The organism is Streptomyces sp. DT190 (assembly GCF_049846985.1).
Classification (GTDB): Bacteria; Actinomycetota; Actinomycetes; order Streptomycetales; family Streptomycetaceae; genus Streptomyces.
On sequence record NZ_JBNCNM010000001.1, the window covers coordinates 745,249 to 761,546 of the forward strand.

A 16,298-nucleotide genomic window follows, 5' to 3' on the forward strand; every position below is an offset into this window, starting at 1 on the left:
GCGAATCGTGGGGGCGCGGGGTGCCGGAACGGCTCAGTTCGAGGTGGTCGCGATGCGCAGCGGCACGGGTTCGGCGGGGGCCGCCTCGGCGCTGTGCCGGGTCACCTCCGCCCACCAGGACGGGCCGTCCTCGATGTGCCGCAGCAGCACGCCCTCGCGGATCGCCCAGGGGCAGACGGTGAGGGACCGGATGCCGGTCAGCTTCATCGCCGTGTGCCCGACGACGGCGCCGGCCAGGCTCTGCGCGGCCCGCGGTGCGGAGATGCCGGGCAGGCGCGCCCGCTCGGCGGCGGGCAGGGCGGCCAGCTGGGCGATCGCCTCCCGCAGGTCGGACCGGCGCATCTCCCGGTCCACGAACGGACCGTGCCGCCCGGGTGCGGCACCGCACAGCCGGCCCAGCTGCTGGAACGTGCGCGACGTGGCCACCGCGGTGCGCGGGCCCTCCCAGCGGATCCGGGCCGCGACGTCCCGCAGCTGGTGGCGGACCTTGCGGCGCAGGGCGCGCAGCCGCTCCGGCGACGGCGGGTCCTCGTCCTCGAAGTGCTCGTGGGTCAGCCGGCGCGCCCCGAGCGGCAGCGACGCCACGAAGTCGGGCAGGCGGCCGCGCCCGAAGGCGACCTCCAGGGTGCCGCCGCCGATGTCCAGCAGGGCGAGGGGACCCGAACGCCAGCCCATCCAGCGGCGGGCCCCGAGGAACGTCAGCTCCGCCTCGACCTCACCGGGCAGGGTGCACAGGTCCACGCCCGTGCCGGCCCGGACGGTCTGCAGCACCTCGTGCCGGTTCGGCGCGTTGCGCACCACGGCGGTCGCGAAGGCCAGCGGTCCGGCCGCGCCCCAGCGGGCGGCCGTCCGGCTCGCCTCGGCGACCGCGTGCACCAGCTGCTCCACGGCCTGCTCCGGAACGGGTCCCCCGGGCGCGACCTGCTCGGACAGTCTCAGGCGCCACTTGGCGGTGTGCACGGGCAGCGGCACCCCGCCCTCCGCGTCCGCGACCACAAGTCTGACCGTGTTCGATCCCACGTCCACCACGCTGATTCGCATGCGCGGCAGGTACCCATTCTCGGGCCGGAGCAACGGATCGGTCCCTGGACAGGGCGAGGATGCGCCACCGGACGCGAGCGGCCGGTTCAGGCCATCTGGCGCCGCACCAGCTCGTGCAGCCGGCCGTTCGTGTCGGCGAGCAGTTGTGCCGGCGGGCCCTGCTGGATGACCTTGCCGTCCTCCATCACCACGACCCGGTCGGCGTCCAGCACGGTGGACAGGCGGTGGGCGATGACGATCCGGGTGGCGTTCAGGGCCTTGGTGCTCTCGATGACCGTGCGCTGCGTCTCGTTGTCCAGGGCACTGGTCGCCTCGTCGAAGAAGAGGATCCGCGGCCGGCGGATCAGCGCCTGGGCGATCATCAGCCGCTGCCGCTGGCCCCCGGAGACGGCCCCGCTGCCCGAGACGATGGTGTGCAGGCCCATCGGCATCCGCTTGATGTCCTCGGCGAGCCCGGCCATCTCGGCCGCCGCCATGGCCTCCTCCGGCGTGTACGGCTCGGTGCCGCAGATGACGTCCAGAATCGACCCGGTGAACGGCTGCGCGTGCTGCAGCACCACACCGCACTGGCGGCGCACCGCCGACTGGTCGAGGGCCGCCAGGTCCTGGCCGTCGTACAGCACGCTGCCCGACACCGGACGGTCGAAGCCGATCAGCAGGCGCAGCAGCGTCGACTTGCCGCAGCCGCTCGGGCCGACGATCGCGACGAACTCGCCCGGCCGTGCCTCGAACGACACGTCGTCCAGGACCAGCGGCCCGTCGTCGGCGTAGCGGAAGGACACCCGCCGTGCCTCGATCGCCCCGGTCAGCGGACCCGGCCGGGTGTTCGCCGTGCGCACCTCGGGCGTGGCGTCCAGCACCGGCCTGATCTCCTCGAACAGCGGCAGCGCCGCCACCGCCGAGACGAACGCGCCGGTGAGCTGGGTGACGGAGGTCAGCAGCATCGTCACCGACGTGTTGAACGTGAGGAACGCCGCCGCCGACATCGAGCCCCGGGCCGGGCCGGCCAGCAGCATGAACATCAGCAGCGTGCACAGCGGCAGGTAGACCGCGCCCAGCACCGCGGTGACGTTCTTGATGCGGCCGACCCGCTGCTGGAGCTCCCGGCTGCGGGCGAACTCCGACGCCCAGGCGGCGTAGGCGTAGTTCTCGGCGGCGGCCACCCTCAGCTTGGGCAGGCCGCGCAGGGTCTGGAACGCCTGGTTGTTCAGCTTGTTGGAGAGCACCACCAGCCGCCGCTGCCAGCGCACCTGCCACAGTCCCAGTCCGAGGAACACGGCGGCGATGACGACGAGCATGCCGATCGCGGCCATCGCCATCGGCACGCTGAACCACAGCAGCAGGCCGAGGTTCATCGCCCCGACGGTCACCGACTGGGCGACCGTCGGCCCGACCCCCGCGAGCAGCCGCCGGATGGAGCTGATGCCCATGGCGGCGCTGGCCAGTTCGCCGGTGGAGCGTTCGGTGAAGAACCGCGTCGGCAGCCGCAGCAGCCGGTCCCACACGGCCGGCTGGAGCGTGGCCTCGATACGCCCTTCGAGCCGCAGGATGGTCAGGTTCTGCAGCAGCATGAAGGCCGCCGCCACCACGCTGCTGAGCATCACGGCCAGGCACACCTGCACGATCAGCTCCGTCTGCGCCTTCGGCACGAACTCGCCGAGCACCCGGCCCGTGGCGAGCGGCACCAGCGCGCCGATCGCCACCGTCACCAGACCGCTGAGCAGCAGGGCCGTCAGGTCGCCGCGCATGCCCCGCACACAGAACCGCAGCAGTCCCAGCGGACCGAGCCCGCGCTCGGGCAGCGGACGGTAGAACATCACCGCGCGCGGCTCGAACTCGTCGGCGTTCGCCTTCTCGACCGGCGTCTCGCGCCCGGTGGAGGGGTGGACCGCCACATATCCGCCGCGCCGCCACAGCAGCGCCACCGGCGCGCCCGACAGGGCCCGCCGGCCCACCAGCGGCCCGACGTCGTCCCGCCACCACCGGCCGTCCAGCCGTACCGCCCGGGTGCGGACCCGGGACGCCAGGGCGACCTGCTCGACCGGGTCGAGGCGGTCACCGCCGGTGCCCTTCTGCGTGGGCTCCGCGATGCCGATGCCGGCCGCCCGCCCGACCAGTCTGCACGCCGCGTACGTGGCGTCGGCGTCGGCCGCCGTGGTGCGCTGCGACGACCCCTTGCCGATGGAGGCGAGCAGGGTCTGGTCGGCCCGGGCGCGCACTGCCTCACCGGCCTTGATGCCCTCGGCCGTACGGTCCTCGTGGGTGCGTTCCAGCTGCTCGATCCAGCGGTCCAGCGTGGTCAGCAACCGGTACTGCTGGTCGACCATGGACTGCCACAGCGCCGGGTCCATCAGCAGGTCGGCCGCCGCCTCGGCGCCGTAGAGCGAGCCGTACTGCACGCTGCCCGGCGGCACCTGCATCCAGAACACGTCGTCGTCGGTGGGGGCGGCCGCCCGTTCCGTGGCCATCGGCGCCTGGAACAGGATGGACAGGCTGCGGCCGACGCCGAGCGCGAGCGCGTACTCCAGCGGGCTCGTCGTCGGCGGCACGTACTGCGGGTTGCCGTAGTCGTCGTAGGACCAGGTCGCGGTCTGGGCGGGCTGGTACAGCTCGCGCAGGCCGATGCGGTGCACCACGCAGTCGCGCAGCGGCCGGGCCACCAGGGTGTGCTGCGGTCCCGCCACCGGGCCGAGCACCAGCGACCCCGCCTCCAGCCGGCCCAGGTGGTGCCAGTGGCCCTGCTGACCGGCGTCGACCGCGAACAGGTCGACGGCGCCGGACGCGACCAGCCACAGCACCTGGGGGCCTTCGAGGTCGAGACGGTTGAACCCGGCGCAGTCGACGCGCGAGCCCAGCTGCCCGAAGGCGCCCAGCACGAGGTCCCCGTGGTGTCCTTCGTGGACGGTCGTCATGTCACCGTTCCCTGACCAGTGCCGCATAGGCGCCGCCGCGCGCCACCAGTTCCTCGTGCCGTCCCCGCTCCACGACCGTGCCGTGCTGCAGGACGACGATCTCGTCGCTGTCGCGCACGGTGCTCAGCCGGTGCGCGATCACCACGCAGGCGCAGCCGCGCCGGCGCAGGTTGTCCATCACGGCCAGTTCGGTCTCCGCGTCCAGCGCGCTGGTCACCTCGTCGAGCACCAGGATGCTCGGGCGGCGCACCAGCGCCCGCGCGATCTCCAGGCGCTGGCGCTGCCCGCCGGAGAAGTTGCGGCCGTCCTGCTCGACCTTGCTGTGGATGCCGCCGGGCCGGCGCGTGATCACGTCGTACAGGGCGGCGTCGCGCAGCGCGTCCTCCACCGCCTCGTCCGGGATCGACGGGTCCCACAGCGCCACGTTGTCGCGGACCGTGCCCTCGAAGAGGAACACGTCCTGGTCGACGAAGGAGACGGAGGCGGCCAGCGCCCCGCGCGGGATGTCCTCGATGCGCTGCCCGTCGATGCGGATCACGCCCTCCCACGGCGCGTACAGGCCGGAGATCAGCCGGGACACCGTGGACTTGCCGCTGCCCGAGCCGCCGACCAGCGCCACCTGCTGCCCGGGCCCGACCGTCAGATCGAAGCCGGTGAGCAGCGGCTTGTCGAGCGGGCTGTAGCCGAAGGTGATGTTCTCCAGCTCGACATGGCCTTGCAGACGGCGGGTCGACTCCCCGGCGCCCGGCCGGCCGTAGAGCGGGTCGGCCTCGAAGTTCTCCACGTCCTTCAGCCGGGCCACGTCGGCGGCGAAGTCCTGGATGCGGCCCGCGACGCCGTTCAGCCGGGTCAGCGGGGCGGTGAAGCGGGTGACCAGGGCCTGGAAGGCGACCAGCAGGCCGACCGAGATGTGCCCCTCGACCGCCCGCATGCCGCCGATCCAGAGGATCAGGGCGCTGTTGAGGGTGGCCAGTGTCGGCGCGACCACGCCCAGCCAGGCGCTCGGCACCCCGAGGCGCTGCTGCTCCTCCAGCGTGGTGGCGTGCTGCCCGGCCCACTTGCGGAAGTAGCCGTCCTCGCCGCCGGTCGCCTTCATCGTCTCGATGAGCTGCAGGCCGGTGTAGGCGGTGTTGGTGAGCCGGGCCGTGTCGGCGCGCAGCTTCGCCGTGCGGGTGGCGCGCAGCCGTACGACGACCCGCATGGCCACGATGTTCAGCAGGGCCACGCCGATGCCGACGGCCGTCAGCTGCGGGTCGTAGGTGTACAGCAGCACCGCGTACAGCACGACCACGATCGCGTCCACGCCCGCCGCCGCCAGGTCGCGGGACAGGGTCTCGGCGACGGCGTCGTTGGACTGCAGGCGCTGCACCAGGTCGGCCGGGCTGCGCTGCGAGAAGAACGTCACGGGCAGCCGCAGCAGATGCCGCAGGAACCGGGCGCTGGACAGGGTCGAGGAGATGATCCGGCCGCGCAGCAGGTTGGCCTGCTGCAGCCAGGTCAGCACGACCGTGAGCAGCACGCACGCCGCCATCGACGTGAACAGCACACCCAGCAGGGAGGTCCGGCCGCCGATCAGGAACTCGTCGATGTAGGTGCGGCTGAGCGCGGGCACCGCCGCACCGACCGCCACCAGCAGCAGGCTCGCCAGAACGGCGGCGGGCAGGGTGCCGGCGGTGCCGCGCAGCCGGGCGGGCATCGCCCCCAGGACGCCGGGTCTGCGGCCGCCCCGGGCGAAGTCCTCACCGGGCTCCATGACCAGCACGACACCGGTGAAGCTGCCGTCGAAGTCCTCCATGGACACGAACCGGCGGCCCTTGCCGGGGTCGTTGATGTAGACGCCCCGGCGGCCGAAGCGGCGGCCCATGCCGTCGTAGACGACGTAGTGGTTGAACTCCCAGAACAGGATGGCCGGCGACTTCACCTCGGCGAGGGCCGCCAGGTCCATCTGCATGCCCTTGGCCGTCAGGCCGTAACTGCGGGCCGCCTTCAGCAGGTTGCTGGCGCGCGAGCCGTCCCGCGAGACGCCGCAGGCGATGCGCAGCTCCTCCAGCGGGACGTGCCTGCCGTAGTGGCCGAGCACCATCGCCAGGGAGGCGGCACCGCACTCCACGGCCTCCATCTGCAGGACGGTGGGGGTGCGCACGGTCTTCGCCCGGGCCTTGGGCACCGTGCGTTTCGGCGGGGCGGCGCGGCGCCTGCCCCGGCTCTCCCGCGTGGTCGCGCTCATGGCAGCAGCCAGTCGACGGGGCGCTGGTCGGCCAGCTTGATCGAGCCGGTGGCCGCCGTCATGGACGACAGCTCGAACGGGGGCCCCTCGGCGGAGGACCACGCGTAACCGCTCTTCGTGGCGGAGGACTTGTCGAGCCGGACCGTCACGGCCACGGGCCTGCCCTTCTTCGTGAACTGCTCGCCGAGCTGGCTGTCCCCGAGGAACGCGGCGATCTGCTGCGGCGACTGGGCCGAGCGGTCCACCGTCTTCACATGGCCGCGCAGCACGCCGTACTCCTGCGTCGGCACCGACTGCACGGTCAGGTCGACGGCGGCGCCGTCGGGGATCGAGGCGGCGTTCTCGGCGGGCACGTAGACCGTGGCCCAGAGGGGGGCATCGGTGCGGGCGACCTTCTCCACGGCGGCGACGTTCGCGCCGGTCCGGATGATCTGCCCGACGCTCGCGGCGAGTGCGGAGACCCGGCCGGCGTCGAGCGTGCGGACCACGGTCTCACCCCCGGGGGTGCGGACCTTGAGCACGGGGGAGTTCGCGGGGAGCCGCTGGCCCTGCCGGGCGAGGACGGCGGTGACCTGGCCCGCGACGGGGCTCTGCAGGACGTAACTGCCCTGCCCGTGCGTGAGGATGGCGGGCGCGCTGACGGTGGAGGCCACCGAGCCGGTCACCGCCCACACCGAGGCGGCCGCCATCGCGACCACCGTCACCGAGAGCACGAGCCAGCCCTGCGGGCGGGCGAAGCGCACCGGCAGGTCGAGCTCCTCCGGCGACTGGAGCTTGGCGAGGGCCTGTTGGCGGAACTGCAAGGAACTTCCCTCACCCGTAGAAGAGGTTCTTACGGACGTGGCGGAGACGGTCGGGGTGCCCGGTCACGGCACCCGAAGATCCCGGAACCGCCGGCTGCGGCTCCGGGAGTCAACGGCACTGGGCCAGGTCAGAGACCGGCGACCAGGTTGGTGACCGGGGCCGTGTTCAGGCCGGTGACGCCCTCGACGGTGCCGACGGCGGTGTTCACCAGGCCGGAGACCGGAGCGATGCCGTCCACCGTGTCGGTGACGGTGTTCACGGCGTTCAGGGACAGGCCGCCGGAAACGGCGTCGAGCTCGGCGTCGGCGATCTCGACGGTCTCGACCTGGGGGGTGGAGTTCATGATGGAACTTCCCTTCGTATGGATATTTCACAAGGGGGGAGCGGCCCCCTCTGGGGACAGATGACGGCCGCGACCGCGAGCGCCGGACATGCGTTTCCGAATGCCCTGGGCGGCCCCCGCGGTGCGATGGATCAAAGCACGCTGCGGGCACGGGCTTCCAATCAACCAACCGTCTCACCAGGGGAATTGCGCCCCTGAGGCGCTTTTCCGTGCAGGTTCGCGCACGCCTTGGTGGCGACTTCTTCACATGCCCCACGGCATCGGCCCATTCCGGCTCTTGTATCTCCGCGCGGCGAATCCGGCACTCCCGTCCCAAAGGCGTGACCGACGCGAAGGGCACGGCGGCAACCCTCTTTCCGGTGACCGGGTTGGGCATTCGATGTGCAGATTCGCTGAAGGGTGGATTCAACTTCGTGATCGCAACGGACTGCTTCTGGGTGATCACTGATCGTGTCGCCCCCGGGCCGGTCGCCGCCCGGGCGGTGGCGAGCCGCTCGTCCGGCCGTCCGGGTGCCGGGAGTTGGCCGGTTCCGTCCTGCGAAGAGATCGCTTGCAAACGGGATTGAACGCCCCACGGGACCCGTGCGTACCAACAGCCATCCAGGCGCCCCCCAGAAGCTGCCGGACGGCGGCACCCACTCCGTCCCCCAGGAGGAGAGAAGTTTGAGTCACAAGCGAATTCCGAAGCGCAAGGCCGCGATAGCGGCGGGCAGCGTGGTGGCGCTCGGCGCGGCCGCGATCCTGCTGCCCCAGGCCAACGCGTCGCAGGACGACTCGTCCGACGGCGCGGCGGCCGCGCCGAAGACCCTGAAGGCGGGCGACGCCTCGGATCTCGCCTCGCAGCTCGCCGGACTCCTCGGTGACGCGTTCGGCGGCTCCTACTACGACGGCGACAACCAGCAGCTGGTCGTCAACGTCGTACCGGGCGACAACAACAACGTGATCGTGCAGGCCAAGGCGGCGGGCGCGAAGGTACGCGAGGTCGACAACAGCTGGTCGGAGCTCCAGCAGGGGGCGTCGACCCTGAAGTCCGAGGCGACCATCGCGGGCACCTCGTGGTCGATCGACCCGCGCACCAACAAGCTCCTGGTGACGGCGGACAGCACCGTGACCGGCGCCAAGTGGGACCGGCTGGAGTCCACCGTGCGGAGCCTCGGCTCCGGCATGGCGACCATCAAGAAGTCCCAGGGCACCTTCAAGCCGTTCGTCTCCGGCGGTGACGCCATCTTCGCGGGCGGCTCGCGCTGCTCCCTCGGCTTCAACGTCACCGCGGGCGACGGCTCCCCGGCGTTCCTGACGGCCGGTCACTGCACCCTCGGCGGAAACGAGTGGTCCGACGCGCAGGGCGGCCAGCCGATCGCCACGGTCGACCAGTCGACCTTCCCCGGCGCCGGCGACTTCGCACTCGTGAAGTACGACGACCCGGCGACCGAGGCACCCAGTGAGGTCAACCTCGGCAACCAGACCGTCCCGATCACCGAGGCCGCGGAGGCGACCGTCGGCCAGGAGGTCTTCCGGATGGGCAGCACCACCGGGCTCGCCGACGGCCAGGTCCTCGGCCTCGACGCCACGGTGAACTATCCGGAGGGCACGGTCACCGGGCTCATCCAGACCGACGTCTGCGCCGAGCCCGGCGACAGCGGCGGTTCCCTTTTCACCCAGGACGGTCTCGCGATCGGCCTGACCTCCGGTGGCAGCGGTGACTGCACCGTCGGCGGCGAGACGTTCTTCCAGCCGGTCACCACCGCGCTGGAGGCGGTCGGCGCCACCCTCGGCGGCGGCGCCGCGGGCGGCGGAGCGGGCGCGGGCGACGAAGCCGGAGCGGGCGCCGGTGACGAGGCCGGGGCCGGTGACGAGGCCGGTGCGGGCGCGGGCGAGGAAGCGGGTGCGGGTGCCGGTGAGGAGGCCGGGGCCGGCCAGGAAGCCGGCGCGGGTGAGGAAGCCGGAGCCGGTGAGGACGCCGCCGGAGCCGGGGCCGGTCAGGACACCGGCCAGGGCGTCCAGGGCGACTCGGAGCTGACCGAGTCGCGCTGACCGCCCACCGCGTCGGTGGCCGGTCCGGTCCCGCCCCCCTTCCTGGCGGGACCCGGCCGGCCGCCGGTGAACCGGGCCGGTCCTCCCGCCGGAGGACCGGCCCGTCCCGCTGCCGTCGCGCGCGGCCGGCTCCGCCCGGCGTCCCGCCGCCCTACCCCGTCGCCCTGATCAGCAGCAGGGCGATGTCGTCGAGCCGCTCCTCACCGTCGTTGTGCCGTCCGTCGTGGTGCACGAGGCGGTCGGCCAGTTCGTCCAGCGGCCGGTCCCCGATGTCGGCCAGGCGGTGGCACAGTTCCGCGACGGCCTCCTCGAAGTCCGTGCCGGGGGACTCCACCAGCCCGTCGGTGTACAGGACGAGCAGGGAGCCCGGTGCGAGGGCGACCTCCGTCGTCGGGTACACCGCGTCCGCGTCGATGCCGAGCAGCGGGCCCCCGGCCAGGTCGAGGACGCGGATCCGCCCGTCCGGCCGTCTCAGCAGGGGCGGGGGATGGCCCGCCCGGGACATCACGGCCCGGCCGTGCGCGGGGTCCAGCCGCAGGTACAGGCAGCTCGCGAACAGGTCGGAGCCCAGCTCCAGCAGCAGCCGGTTGGTGCTGCGCATGACCTCCTCGGGCGCCTGGCCCACGGCCGTGTACGCCCGGACCGCCGTACGGACCTGCCCCATCAGCCCGGCCGCCGTGACGTTGTGGCCCTGGACGTCCCCGATCACCGCCGCCGCCATGCCCTGGGTGCGCACCAGGTCGTAGAAGTCGCCGCCGATGTCCATGCCCTGCGTGGCCGGCACGTAGCGGCCCGCCGCCTCGATGCCGGGCAGTGACGGCAGCGAGTGCGGCAGCAGCGCCTCCTGGAGGCCGTGCGCGAGCCGGTGCTTGGCGTCGTAGAGCAGTGCCCGCTCCAGCGCCTGGGCGATCAGCCCCGCCAGACTGGTCATGACGGCCCGCTCCTCGGCCGGGAACGGGTGCGGCTCGGCGAAGGAGAGCACGCACGTCCCCACCGGTCGGCCCTGCGCGATCAGCGGCAGGTAGGCCCAGGCGGCGAAGCCGTCCGGGGTGGCCAGCCGCGCCGGGTACAGGCGCTCCAGCTGCTCCTGCGACTCGAAGAACGCCGGCACGCCCGTCCGCAGCACCTGCGTGCCGGGCGTCGGCTCGGTCAGGGGCATGCCGTCGAACCGCTCCACCACGTGCGCGTCCGGGTAGCCGCGGTGCCCGAGCACCCGCAGCCGCTTGGCCCGCGAGCCCAGCAGCACCAGGGCCTGACTGCCCACGGCCGGCGCGATCTCGTCGGCGACCAGCTGCACCACGTCCTGCACCCCGACCGCCTCGGTGAGCGCGCCGGCCAGGTCCAGCACCTGCGAGATGGTGACGAGCCGGGGCGGCGCCCCGCCGGGCGGCGGTGCGGTCCGGTTCATCTGCGACACGGCCCGGGACCGGGTGATGCGCACGCTCAGCCCCGTCGTGCTCGGATACAGCCGGAACGACAGCCACTCGCCCGGCGGGCGCAGCGCCACGAACGAGGTGACGTGCTGGCTGAGCAGCGCGGCCCGGTAGCGGTCCTCGTACACGGGGTCGTTGAGCCACGGCACCGACGCCCACAGCTGCGTGCCCAGCAGCCGGCTGACCGGGACGTTCAGCAGCTCGGCCGCCGCCGCGTTGACGAAGCCGATCCGTCCGTGCAGGTCCAGCGACACCAGCCCGTACGGCAGGCGGCTCACCATCCGGGCCGCCTCGACCGTCCCCAGCGTGCCGGCCACGCCGCCCACCAGGGGCGCGCCGACCAGGTCGGGTTCCGGGTACGGCGGGAGGCTGTGCTCGGCGGCCCGCTCCAGCCGGACCGCCAGCCGGCCGCAGGCCGCGGTCAGGTGCTCGCGCTCGTGGTCGGACAGCTCCGTGGGATGCGCGCCCGGCCAGGTGACGAAGACCGCGCCGTACACCGTGGTCTCGGTGGCGACCGGCACCGCCGCGAGGGCGAAGGGATAGGGGAGCACCACGGCGATCCGCGGGTAGTGGCGGGCCATCTCCTCCTCGCCGCCGACCCACACCAGCCGCCGCTCGCGGGCCGCGTCGCTGACCGGGATCGGCGCGCTCAGGCCCACCCGTTCCCAGGGGGCCGCGAACGCCCGGGGCAGCCCGGCCATCACCGCCATCTCCAGCACGGGCTGGTCCGGCGCGAGCAGGTACACGGCACCGGAGTGGGCGTGCACCTCGTCCATCATCGAGGCCAGGGCCAGCGACAGCAGCGGTCGGCCCACCGGCGCCCCGGTGGCTGCCGGCGCCTGCGCGGACGACTGCCCGTCGGACACGCCGACCACCTCCTCGCACGGCCGCGCGGCCGGACCCAGGAACAAATCTCCCCCCTGGCGGCCCGTCGCGCACGACGAGCGGACGGCGGCGGACCCGGTTACCGACGGTCACAGAAACCGGCGGTCCGGAGGGGGCGCCCCGTGTACCCCGGCCACCCCGACCCATGCCCCCGTGAGGGAACCGGAGCCGGCTTCGGACGGGTTCGGGGGGGCGGACGGGTTCGGACGATCCACGCCTCGGCGACCGCGTGAAGGCGGAGCGGATCACCGGGATCGTCCAGGGCTCCTGCCCACCGGAACGCCCCCAAGGGCTGCGCGGATGTCTCATTGGCGCTGTAATGGCCAACGTGGTCAGTCCGGGCGCCCGAGAACGCGGAACGCGAACGCTGCGTGCCGAAGGTGTCCTCAAAGCGATCGCGGCCGATCAGGAGTCACCCGACCGGGTGCGCCGCGTCCTCGAACAGGCACTCGTCTTCGCCGGAGCGGCGTTCGCCGCCGTCTACACGCCCGGCGAGGACGGCGAACTGCTGTGCCTGGTCGAGTCGGCCGGGGTGCCCCGAACCCTCTACGGGCTGCGCGACAGCTACCCGCGCGCCGGCCGGTCCCCGGTCGCCGAGGCCCACCGCGGTGGCCGGCCGGTCTCCCTCGGCCCGGCGGAACTCGCCGCACACGCCCAGTCCCGGCGCGTGCCGTCGAGGGACTTCCACCTGACGGCCCTGCCCGTGCGCGGCGACGGCGGCGGCAGCCTGCTCGCCGTCAGCGAGCGCCCCGACGGCTTCGGACCCGGCGAACGCGAGTGCCTCGAACTCGTCGCCGAGGCCGTCGCCTACACCGCCCCGGCCGCGCCCGCCGAGGGCGCCGAACTGCCGCCCGGCGCGTTCAGCCTCGCCATGGACACCGGCCGCGTCCGGGTGGGCGACGACCTGCTGGACCTGTTCGGCCTCGACCCCGCCGACTTCGACGGCCGCGTCGAGACGCTGCTCGGCCTGACCGTGCCGGAGGACCTGCCCTCCCTGATGTCGGTGGTGGAGGCCGACCACATGTCCATCGGCGACCGGGAGCTGGAGTTCCGTGTGCTCCAGCCGGCCGGGCCGCCCAGATGGCTCCGGCTGCGCGGGCGCCTGCTGCACGGCGGGGAGGGCCGGTCCGCGCGGCTCGTGGGCACCGTCGCCGACGCCTCCGCCCTGCGCTCCGACGTCACCGACGTGGCCCGGGTGCAGCGCCTGGCCGCCGCGCTGGCCACCGCCGTCACCGTCCGGGACGTCGGCAAGGCCGTGGTCGCGGCGCTGCGCCGGCCGCTCAGGGCCGACCGGATCGCGCTCGCCGAGCTGGAGAGCGACCGGCTCGTCGTCACCGTCCTGGACCCGCCCGAACCCGAGGCCTGGCCCGAGCTGTGGCGCACGGAGTGGCGCGGGGAGTGGCCCGACGCGCCCGTGCGGGCCATGCCCACCCTCGCCGCGGCGCTGCGCGAGGGCCGGGCCCGGATCTGGCCCGCCGGCAGCCCCCTGGAACGGGCCCTCGGCGAGGTCGGGCCCGGCGGTCTCGCCGTCCTGCCGCTGCCCGCCGGGAACCGCATGGCCGGGGCCTGCCTGATCGGCTGGGACGCCCCGCACGACTTCGGCGCCGACGAACGCGCCCTGCTCACCGCCTGCGCCGGGCTGGCCGGACAGGCCCTCGTGCGGGCCCGGGCCTTCGACGCCGAACACGAACTCGTCGGCATGCTCCAGCGGCAGCTGCTGCCGCGCCGCCTGCCCCTGCTGCCGGGCGCGGTGGCCGTCGCCCGTTACCTGCCGAGCACGGCCGGGCTCGAACTCGGCGGCGACTGGTACGACGTCATCCCGCTGCCCGACCACCACGTCGCCCTCGTCATCGGCGACGTCCAGGGCCACAGCGCCGGAGCCGCCACGCTCATGGGCCAGATGCGCACCGCCCTGCGCGCCTACGCCGTCGAGGGGCACCCGCCGGACGTGGTGGTCGCGCACGCCAACCGGCTGCTCATGGACATGGACAGCGAACTCTTCGCCACCTGCTGCTACGTCGACCTGGACCTGGAGGAGGGGGCCGCCTGGTACGTGCGGGCCGGGCACCTGCCGCCGGTGCTGCGCTACCCCGACGGCCGGACCGAGATCCCGGAGGCCGAGGGCGGCCCGCCCCTCGGGGTGGTCACCCGGGCCGACTTCCCCATGAGCCCGCTCCGGCTGCCGCCCGGCACCTTGATCGCGCTGGCCACGGACGGCCTCGTCGAGACGCCCGACACCGACATCGACCACGGCATGGACCGCCTCGCCGGCCGGCTGGCCGAGGCCGCCCCCGTCGATCTGGGGCTCGTCGCCGACGGCCTGCTCGGCGAGGCCCGGCGCAGCGACGACGTCGCGCTGCTGCTGTTGCGCTACGACGGCATGGACCTGCTTCCGCTGCGGGAGAGCTGGACGGTGTGGCGGGTGCCGCAGGCGGTCGGGCACGCCCGTCGCTTCGCCCGCCGCAGCCTGCGCTCCTGGGGCGTCATCGACGACCTCGACGCCGTGCTCGTGGTCGTCTCCGAGCTCGTCACCAACGCCCTCGTCCACACCGACGGCCGGGTCCGCATGGACCTCACCCTCATCGACGACCGTCTGCGCGTCGCCGTCGCCGACGCCTCCCCGCGCACCCCGGTCCGCCCCACCAGCATCGGCTGGGAGGCCACCGGCGGCCGCGGCATCCTCCTCGTCGAGGCGCTCTCGGCGACCTGGGGCACCCTGCCGGTCAGCGGCGGCAAGCAGGTGTGGGCGGAGCTGGTGCTGGGCCGCTGAGCGGTGCGCCGCGACCGGCCGGGCGCGGCGGCCGGCGGGCTCAGCCCAGCCGCTTCAGCAGCTCCTGGGCCAGCGGCGCGGAGGACGCCGGGTTCTGGCCCGTGACCAGGGTGCGGTCGGTGACCACGTGCGGGGCCCACGGCTCGCCGGCCCGCACGGTCAGCCCGGCCTCGGTGAGACGGTCCTGCAGCAGCCACTTCGCGCGGTCGGCGAGGCCGCCCTGGATTTCCTCGGCGTTGGTGAACGCCGCGACCTCGTACCCGGCGAAGACGTTCTCGCCGCCGTCCCCGACCGCGGCCAGCAACGCGGCCGGCCCGTGGCACACCACGCCCAGCGGAAGGCCGGACTCCAGGGCCCGGGCGAGCAGCCGGCCCGAGTCGGCGTTCACGGCGAGGTCCTCCATCGGACCGTGGCCGCCCGGGTAGAAGACGGCCGCGTACTCCTCCGGCCGGACGTCCTCCAGGCGGACGGGACGCCGCAGCTCGCTGAAGGACTCCAGCGCCTTCGCGATCCGGTCGGCGTTCTCCTGTCCCCCGTTCACCTCGGGTGCCAGGGAGGCCTTGTCGACGGTGGGCACGACACCGCCGGGCGTGGCGACGACGACCTCGTGGCCGGCGGCCCGGAACGCCTCGTAGGGGGCGACGGCCTCCTCGGCCCAGAAGCCGGTGGGGTGCTCGGTGCCGTCGGCCAGGGTCCAGCTGTCGGCGCCGGTGACGACGAAGAGGATCTTCGACATGGTGGTGTTGCTCCGTGAGGACGGCCGCGGCGGTGAGCGCGGCGACTGACTGGGACACGGCCGACCGTAGGCGCCCCGACCGCCGGTTTTCCAATGGCGAAACCGATGGCTGCCATAAGAATCCTCATGGCTCGGGGCGGTAGGGTCGGACGGCGTGAGACCTTTGGACCCCCTCGGTGCCGCCGGGGTGCCCGCGCAGCCCGACCTCAACCTGCTGCGCACCTTCCTGGCCGTCTACCGGTCCGGCTCCTTCACCGCCGCCGCCCAGCTGCTGGGCCTGTCCCAGCCGACGGTCACCACGCAGATCCGCTCGCTGGAGCGCCAGACCCGCCGGGAACTGTTCGAACGGCTGCCGCGCGGCGTCGCCCCGACGGCCGTGGCCGACGAGCTCGCGGCCCGGGTCGCGGCCCCTCTCGACGCGCTCGCCGAAGCCGCCGGGCACGGCCCCCGCACGGAGTCGCGCGCCGAGCCGGTCCACCTGGCCGGCCCCGCCGAGCTGCTGTCCACCCGGGCCCTGCCCGCCCTGGCCCCGCTCGTCACCGAGGGCGTACGGCTGCGCGTCGTCATGGGACTGACCGAGCCGCTCCTCGACGAGCTGCGCGCCGGCCGCCACGACCTGGTGATCGCCACGACCCGGCCGCGCGGCCGCACCCTGTCGGCGGTGCCGTTGACGGACGAGGAGTTCGTCCTGGTCGCCGCCCCCGCGCGGGCCGGCCCGGTCGCGCGGCGGCTGGCCACCGAGGGGCCCGGCGCGCTGCACGACGTGCCGCTGATCGCGTACGCCGAGGACCTGCCCATCGTGCGCCGCTACTGGCGGCACGTCTTCGGCCGGCGCCTGAACTGCCGTGCCGCCGTCTCGGTACCGGACCTCAGGGCCGTCCTGGCGCTGGTCACGGCCGGCGCCGGCTTCAGCGTGCTGCCCCGCTACCTGTGCGCCGGGGAACTGGCGTCCGGCGCCCTCGTCCTCCTCGCCGCTCCCGAGGACGCCCCCATCAACACCGGCTACCTCGTCCAGCGGCCGGGCGCCTCCGGCAACCCGCACGTCGCCCTCGTCCGCGAGCGGCTGCTGGAGGCCGGCCGCGCATGGTGAATGCGGCGCGCGGTCCGGGTACC

10 protein-coding genes are annotated in these 16,298 nt (G+C 73.9%); 3 read left to right on the forward strand and 7 right to left on the reverse strand.

The window, feature by feature from the left end:
• Positions 1 to 33: 33 nt before the first annotated feature.
• From ACPXCS_RS03205 to ACPXCS_RS03225, 5 genes are all read right to left on the reverse strand, one after another.
• A complete protein-coding gene (locus ACPXCS_RS03205) occupies positions 34 to 1,041 on the reverse strand; it encodes a Ppx/GppA family phosphatase (RefSeq protein WP_425946381.1) in 1,008 nt (335 codons plus the stop codon).
• An 86-nt stretch (positions 1,042 to 1,127) separates the two neighbouring features.
• A complete protein-coding gene (locus tag ACPXCS_RS03210) occupies positions 1,128 to 3,953 on the reverse strand; it encodes an NHLP bacteriocin export ABC transporter permease/ATPase subunit (protein WP_425946382.1) in 2,826 nt (941 codons plus the stop codon).
• Between the two features lies 1 nt (position 3,954).
• Positions 3,955 to 6,180: an NHLP family bacteriocin export ABC transporter peptidase/permease/ATPase subunit gene (locus ACPXCS_RS03215; RefSeq protein WP_425946383.1), complete on the reverse strand. Its 2,226-nt coding sequence runs from the start codon at positions 6,178 to 6,180 to the stop codon at positions 3,955 to 3,957.
• Positions 6,177 to 6,983 carry an HlyD family efflux transporter periplasmic adaptor subunit gene (locus tag ACPXCS_RS03220; RefSeq protein WP_425946384.1) on the reverse strand — a complete coding sequence of 269 codons (807 nt, stop codon included), beginning with the start codon at positions 6,981 to 6,983 and terminating at the stop codon, positions 6,177 to 6,179. Before ACPXCS_RS03220 ends, ACPXCS_RS03215 begins: the two co-directional genes overlap by 4 nt.
• Positions 6,984 to 7,111: 128 nt before the next feature.
• Entirely contained in the window at positions 7,112 to 7,327 is a 216-nt protein-coding gene (locus tag ACPXCS_RS03225) for a type A2 lantipeptide (RefSeq protein ID WP_425946385.1), read from the reverse strand.
• A 663-nt stretch (positions 7,328 to 7,990) separates the two neighbouring features.
• On the opposite strand from ACPXCS_RS03225, the gene ACPXCS_RS03230 reads away from it, so the two are divergent.
• Positions 7,991 to 9,361, forward strand: coding sequence for a S1 family peptidase (locus ACPXCS_RS03230; RefSeq protein WP_425946386.1), 1,371 nt, complete (start codon positions 7,991 to 7,993; stop codon positions 9,359 to 9,361).
• A 151-nt stretch (positions 9,362 to 9,512) separates the two neighbouring features.
• Here ACPXCS_RS03230 and ACPXCS_RS03235 read toward each other — a convergent pair whose 3' ends face one another.
• The gene (locus tag ACPXCS_RS03235; RefSeq protein WP_425946387.1) at positions 9,513 to 11,660 is read right to left on the reverse strand and encodes a SpoIIE family protein phosphatase; all 2,148 of its coding nucleotides are present in this window, start codon (positions 11,658 to 11,660) and stop codon (positions 9,513 to 9,515) included.
• A 338-nt stretch (positions 11,661 to 11,998) separates the two neighbouring features.
• Between ACPXCS_RS03235 and ACPXCS_RS03240 the strand changes: the two genes are divergently transcribed.
• Positions 11,999 to 14,449, forward strand: a complete 2,451-nt coding sequence (locus ACPXCS_RS03240) for an ATP-binding SpoIIE family protein phosphatase (RefSeq protein ID WP_425946388.1) — start codon at positions 11,999 to 12,001, stop codon at positions 14,447 to 14,449.
• Positions 14,450 to 14,489: 40 nt separating this feature from the next.
• Here ACPXCS_RS03240 and ACPXCS_RS03245 read toward each other — a convergent pair whose 3' ends face one another.
• Positions 14,490 to 15,185 (reverse strand): type 1 glutamine amidotransferase domain-containing protein, encoded by a 696-nt coding sequence (locus ACPXCS_RS03245; RefSeq protein ID WP_425946389.1) that lies wholly within the window; start codon positions 15,183 to 15,185, stop codon positions 14,490 to 14,492.
• Between the two features lie 154 nt (positions 15,186 to 15,339).
• On the opposite strand from ACPXCS_RS03245, the gene ACPXCS_RS03250 reads away from it, so the two are divergent.
• A complete protein-coding gene (locus ACPXCS_RS03250; protein WP_425946390.1) occupies positions 15,340 to 16,275 on the forward strand; it encodes a LysR family transcriptional regulator in 936 nt (311 codons plus the stop codon).
• Positions 16,276 to 16,298 lie beyond the last annotated feature (23 nt).

What these genes read in the sequence shown, in the direction of transcription:
- ACPXCS_RS03215 (WP_425946383.1), bottom strand. Translation starts at nt 6,180, where the DNA reads ATGAGCGCGACCACGCGGGAGAGCCGGGGCAGGCGCCGCGCCGCCCCG.
- ACPXCS_RS03205 (WP_425946381.1), bottom strand. Translation starts at nt 1,041, where the DNA reads ATGCGAATCAGCGTGGTGGACGTGGGATCGAACACGGTCAGACTTGTG.
- ACPXCS_RS03225 (WP_425946385.1), bottom strand. Translation starts at nt 7,327, where the DNA reads ATGAACTCCACCCCCCAGGTCGAGACCGTCGAGATCGCCGACGCCGAG.
- ACPXCS_RS03210 (WP_425946382.1), bottom strand. Translation starts at nt 3,953, where the DNA reads ATGACGACCGTCCACGAAGGACACCACGGGGACCTCGTGCTGGGCGCC.
- ACPXCS_RS03240 (WP_425946388.1), top strand. Translation starts at nt 11,999, where the DNA reads ATGGCCAACGTGGTCAGTCCGGGCGCCCGAGAACGCGGAACGCGAACG.
- ACPXCS_RS03245 (WP_425946389.1), bottom strand. Translation starts at nt 15,185, where the DNA reads ATGTCGAAGATCCTCTTCGTCGTCACCGGCGCCGACAGCTGGACCCTG.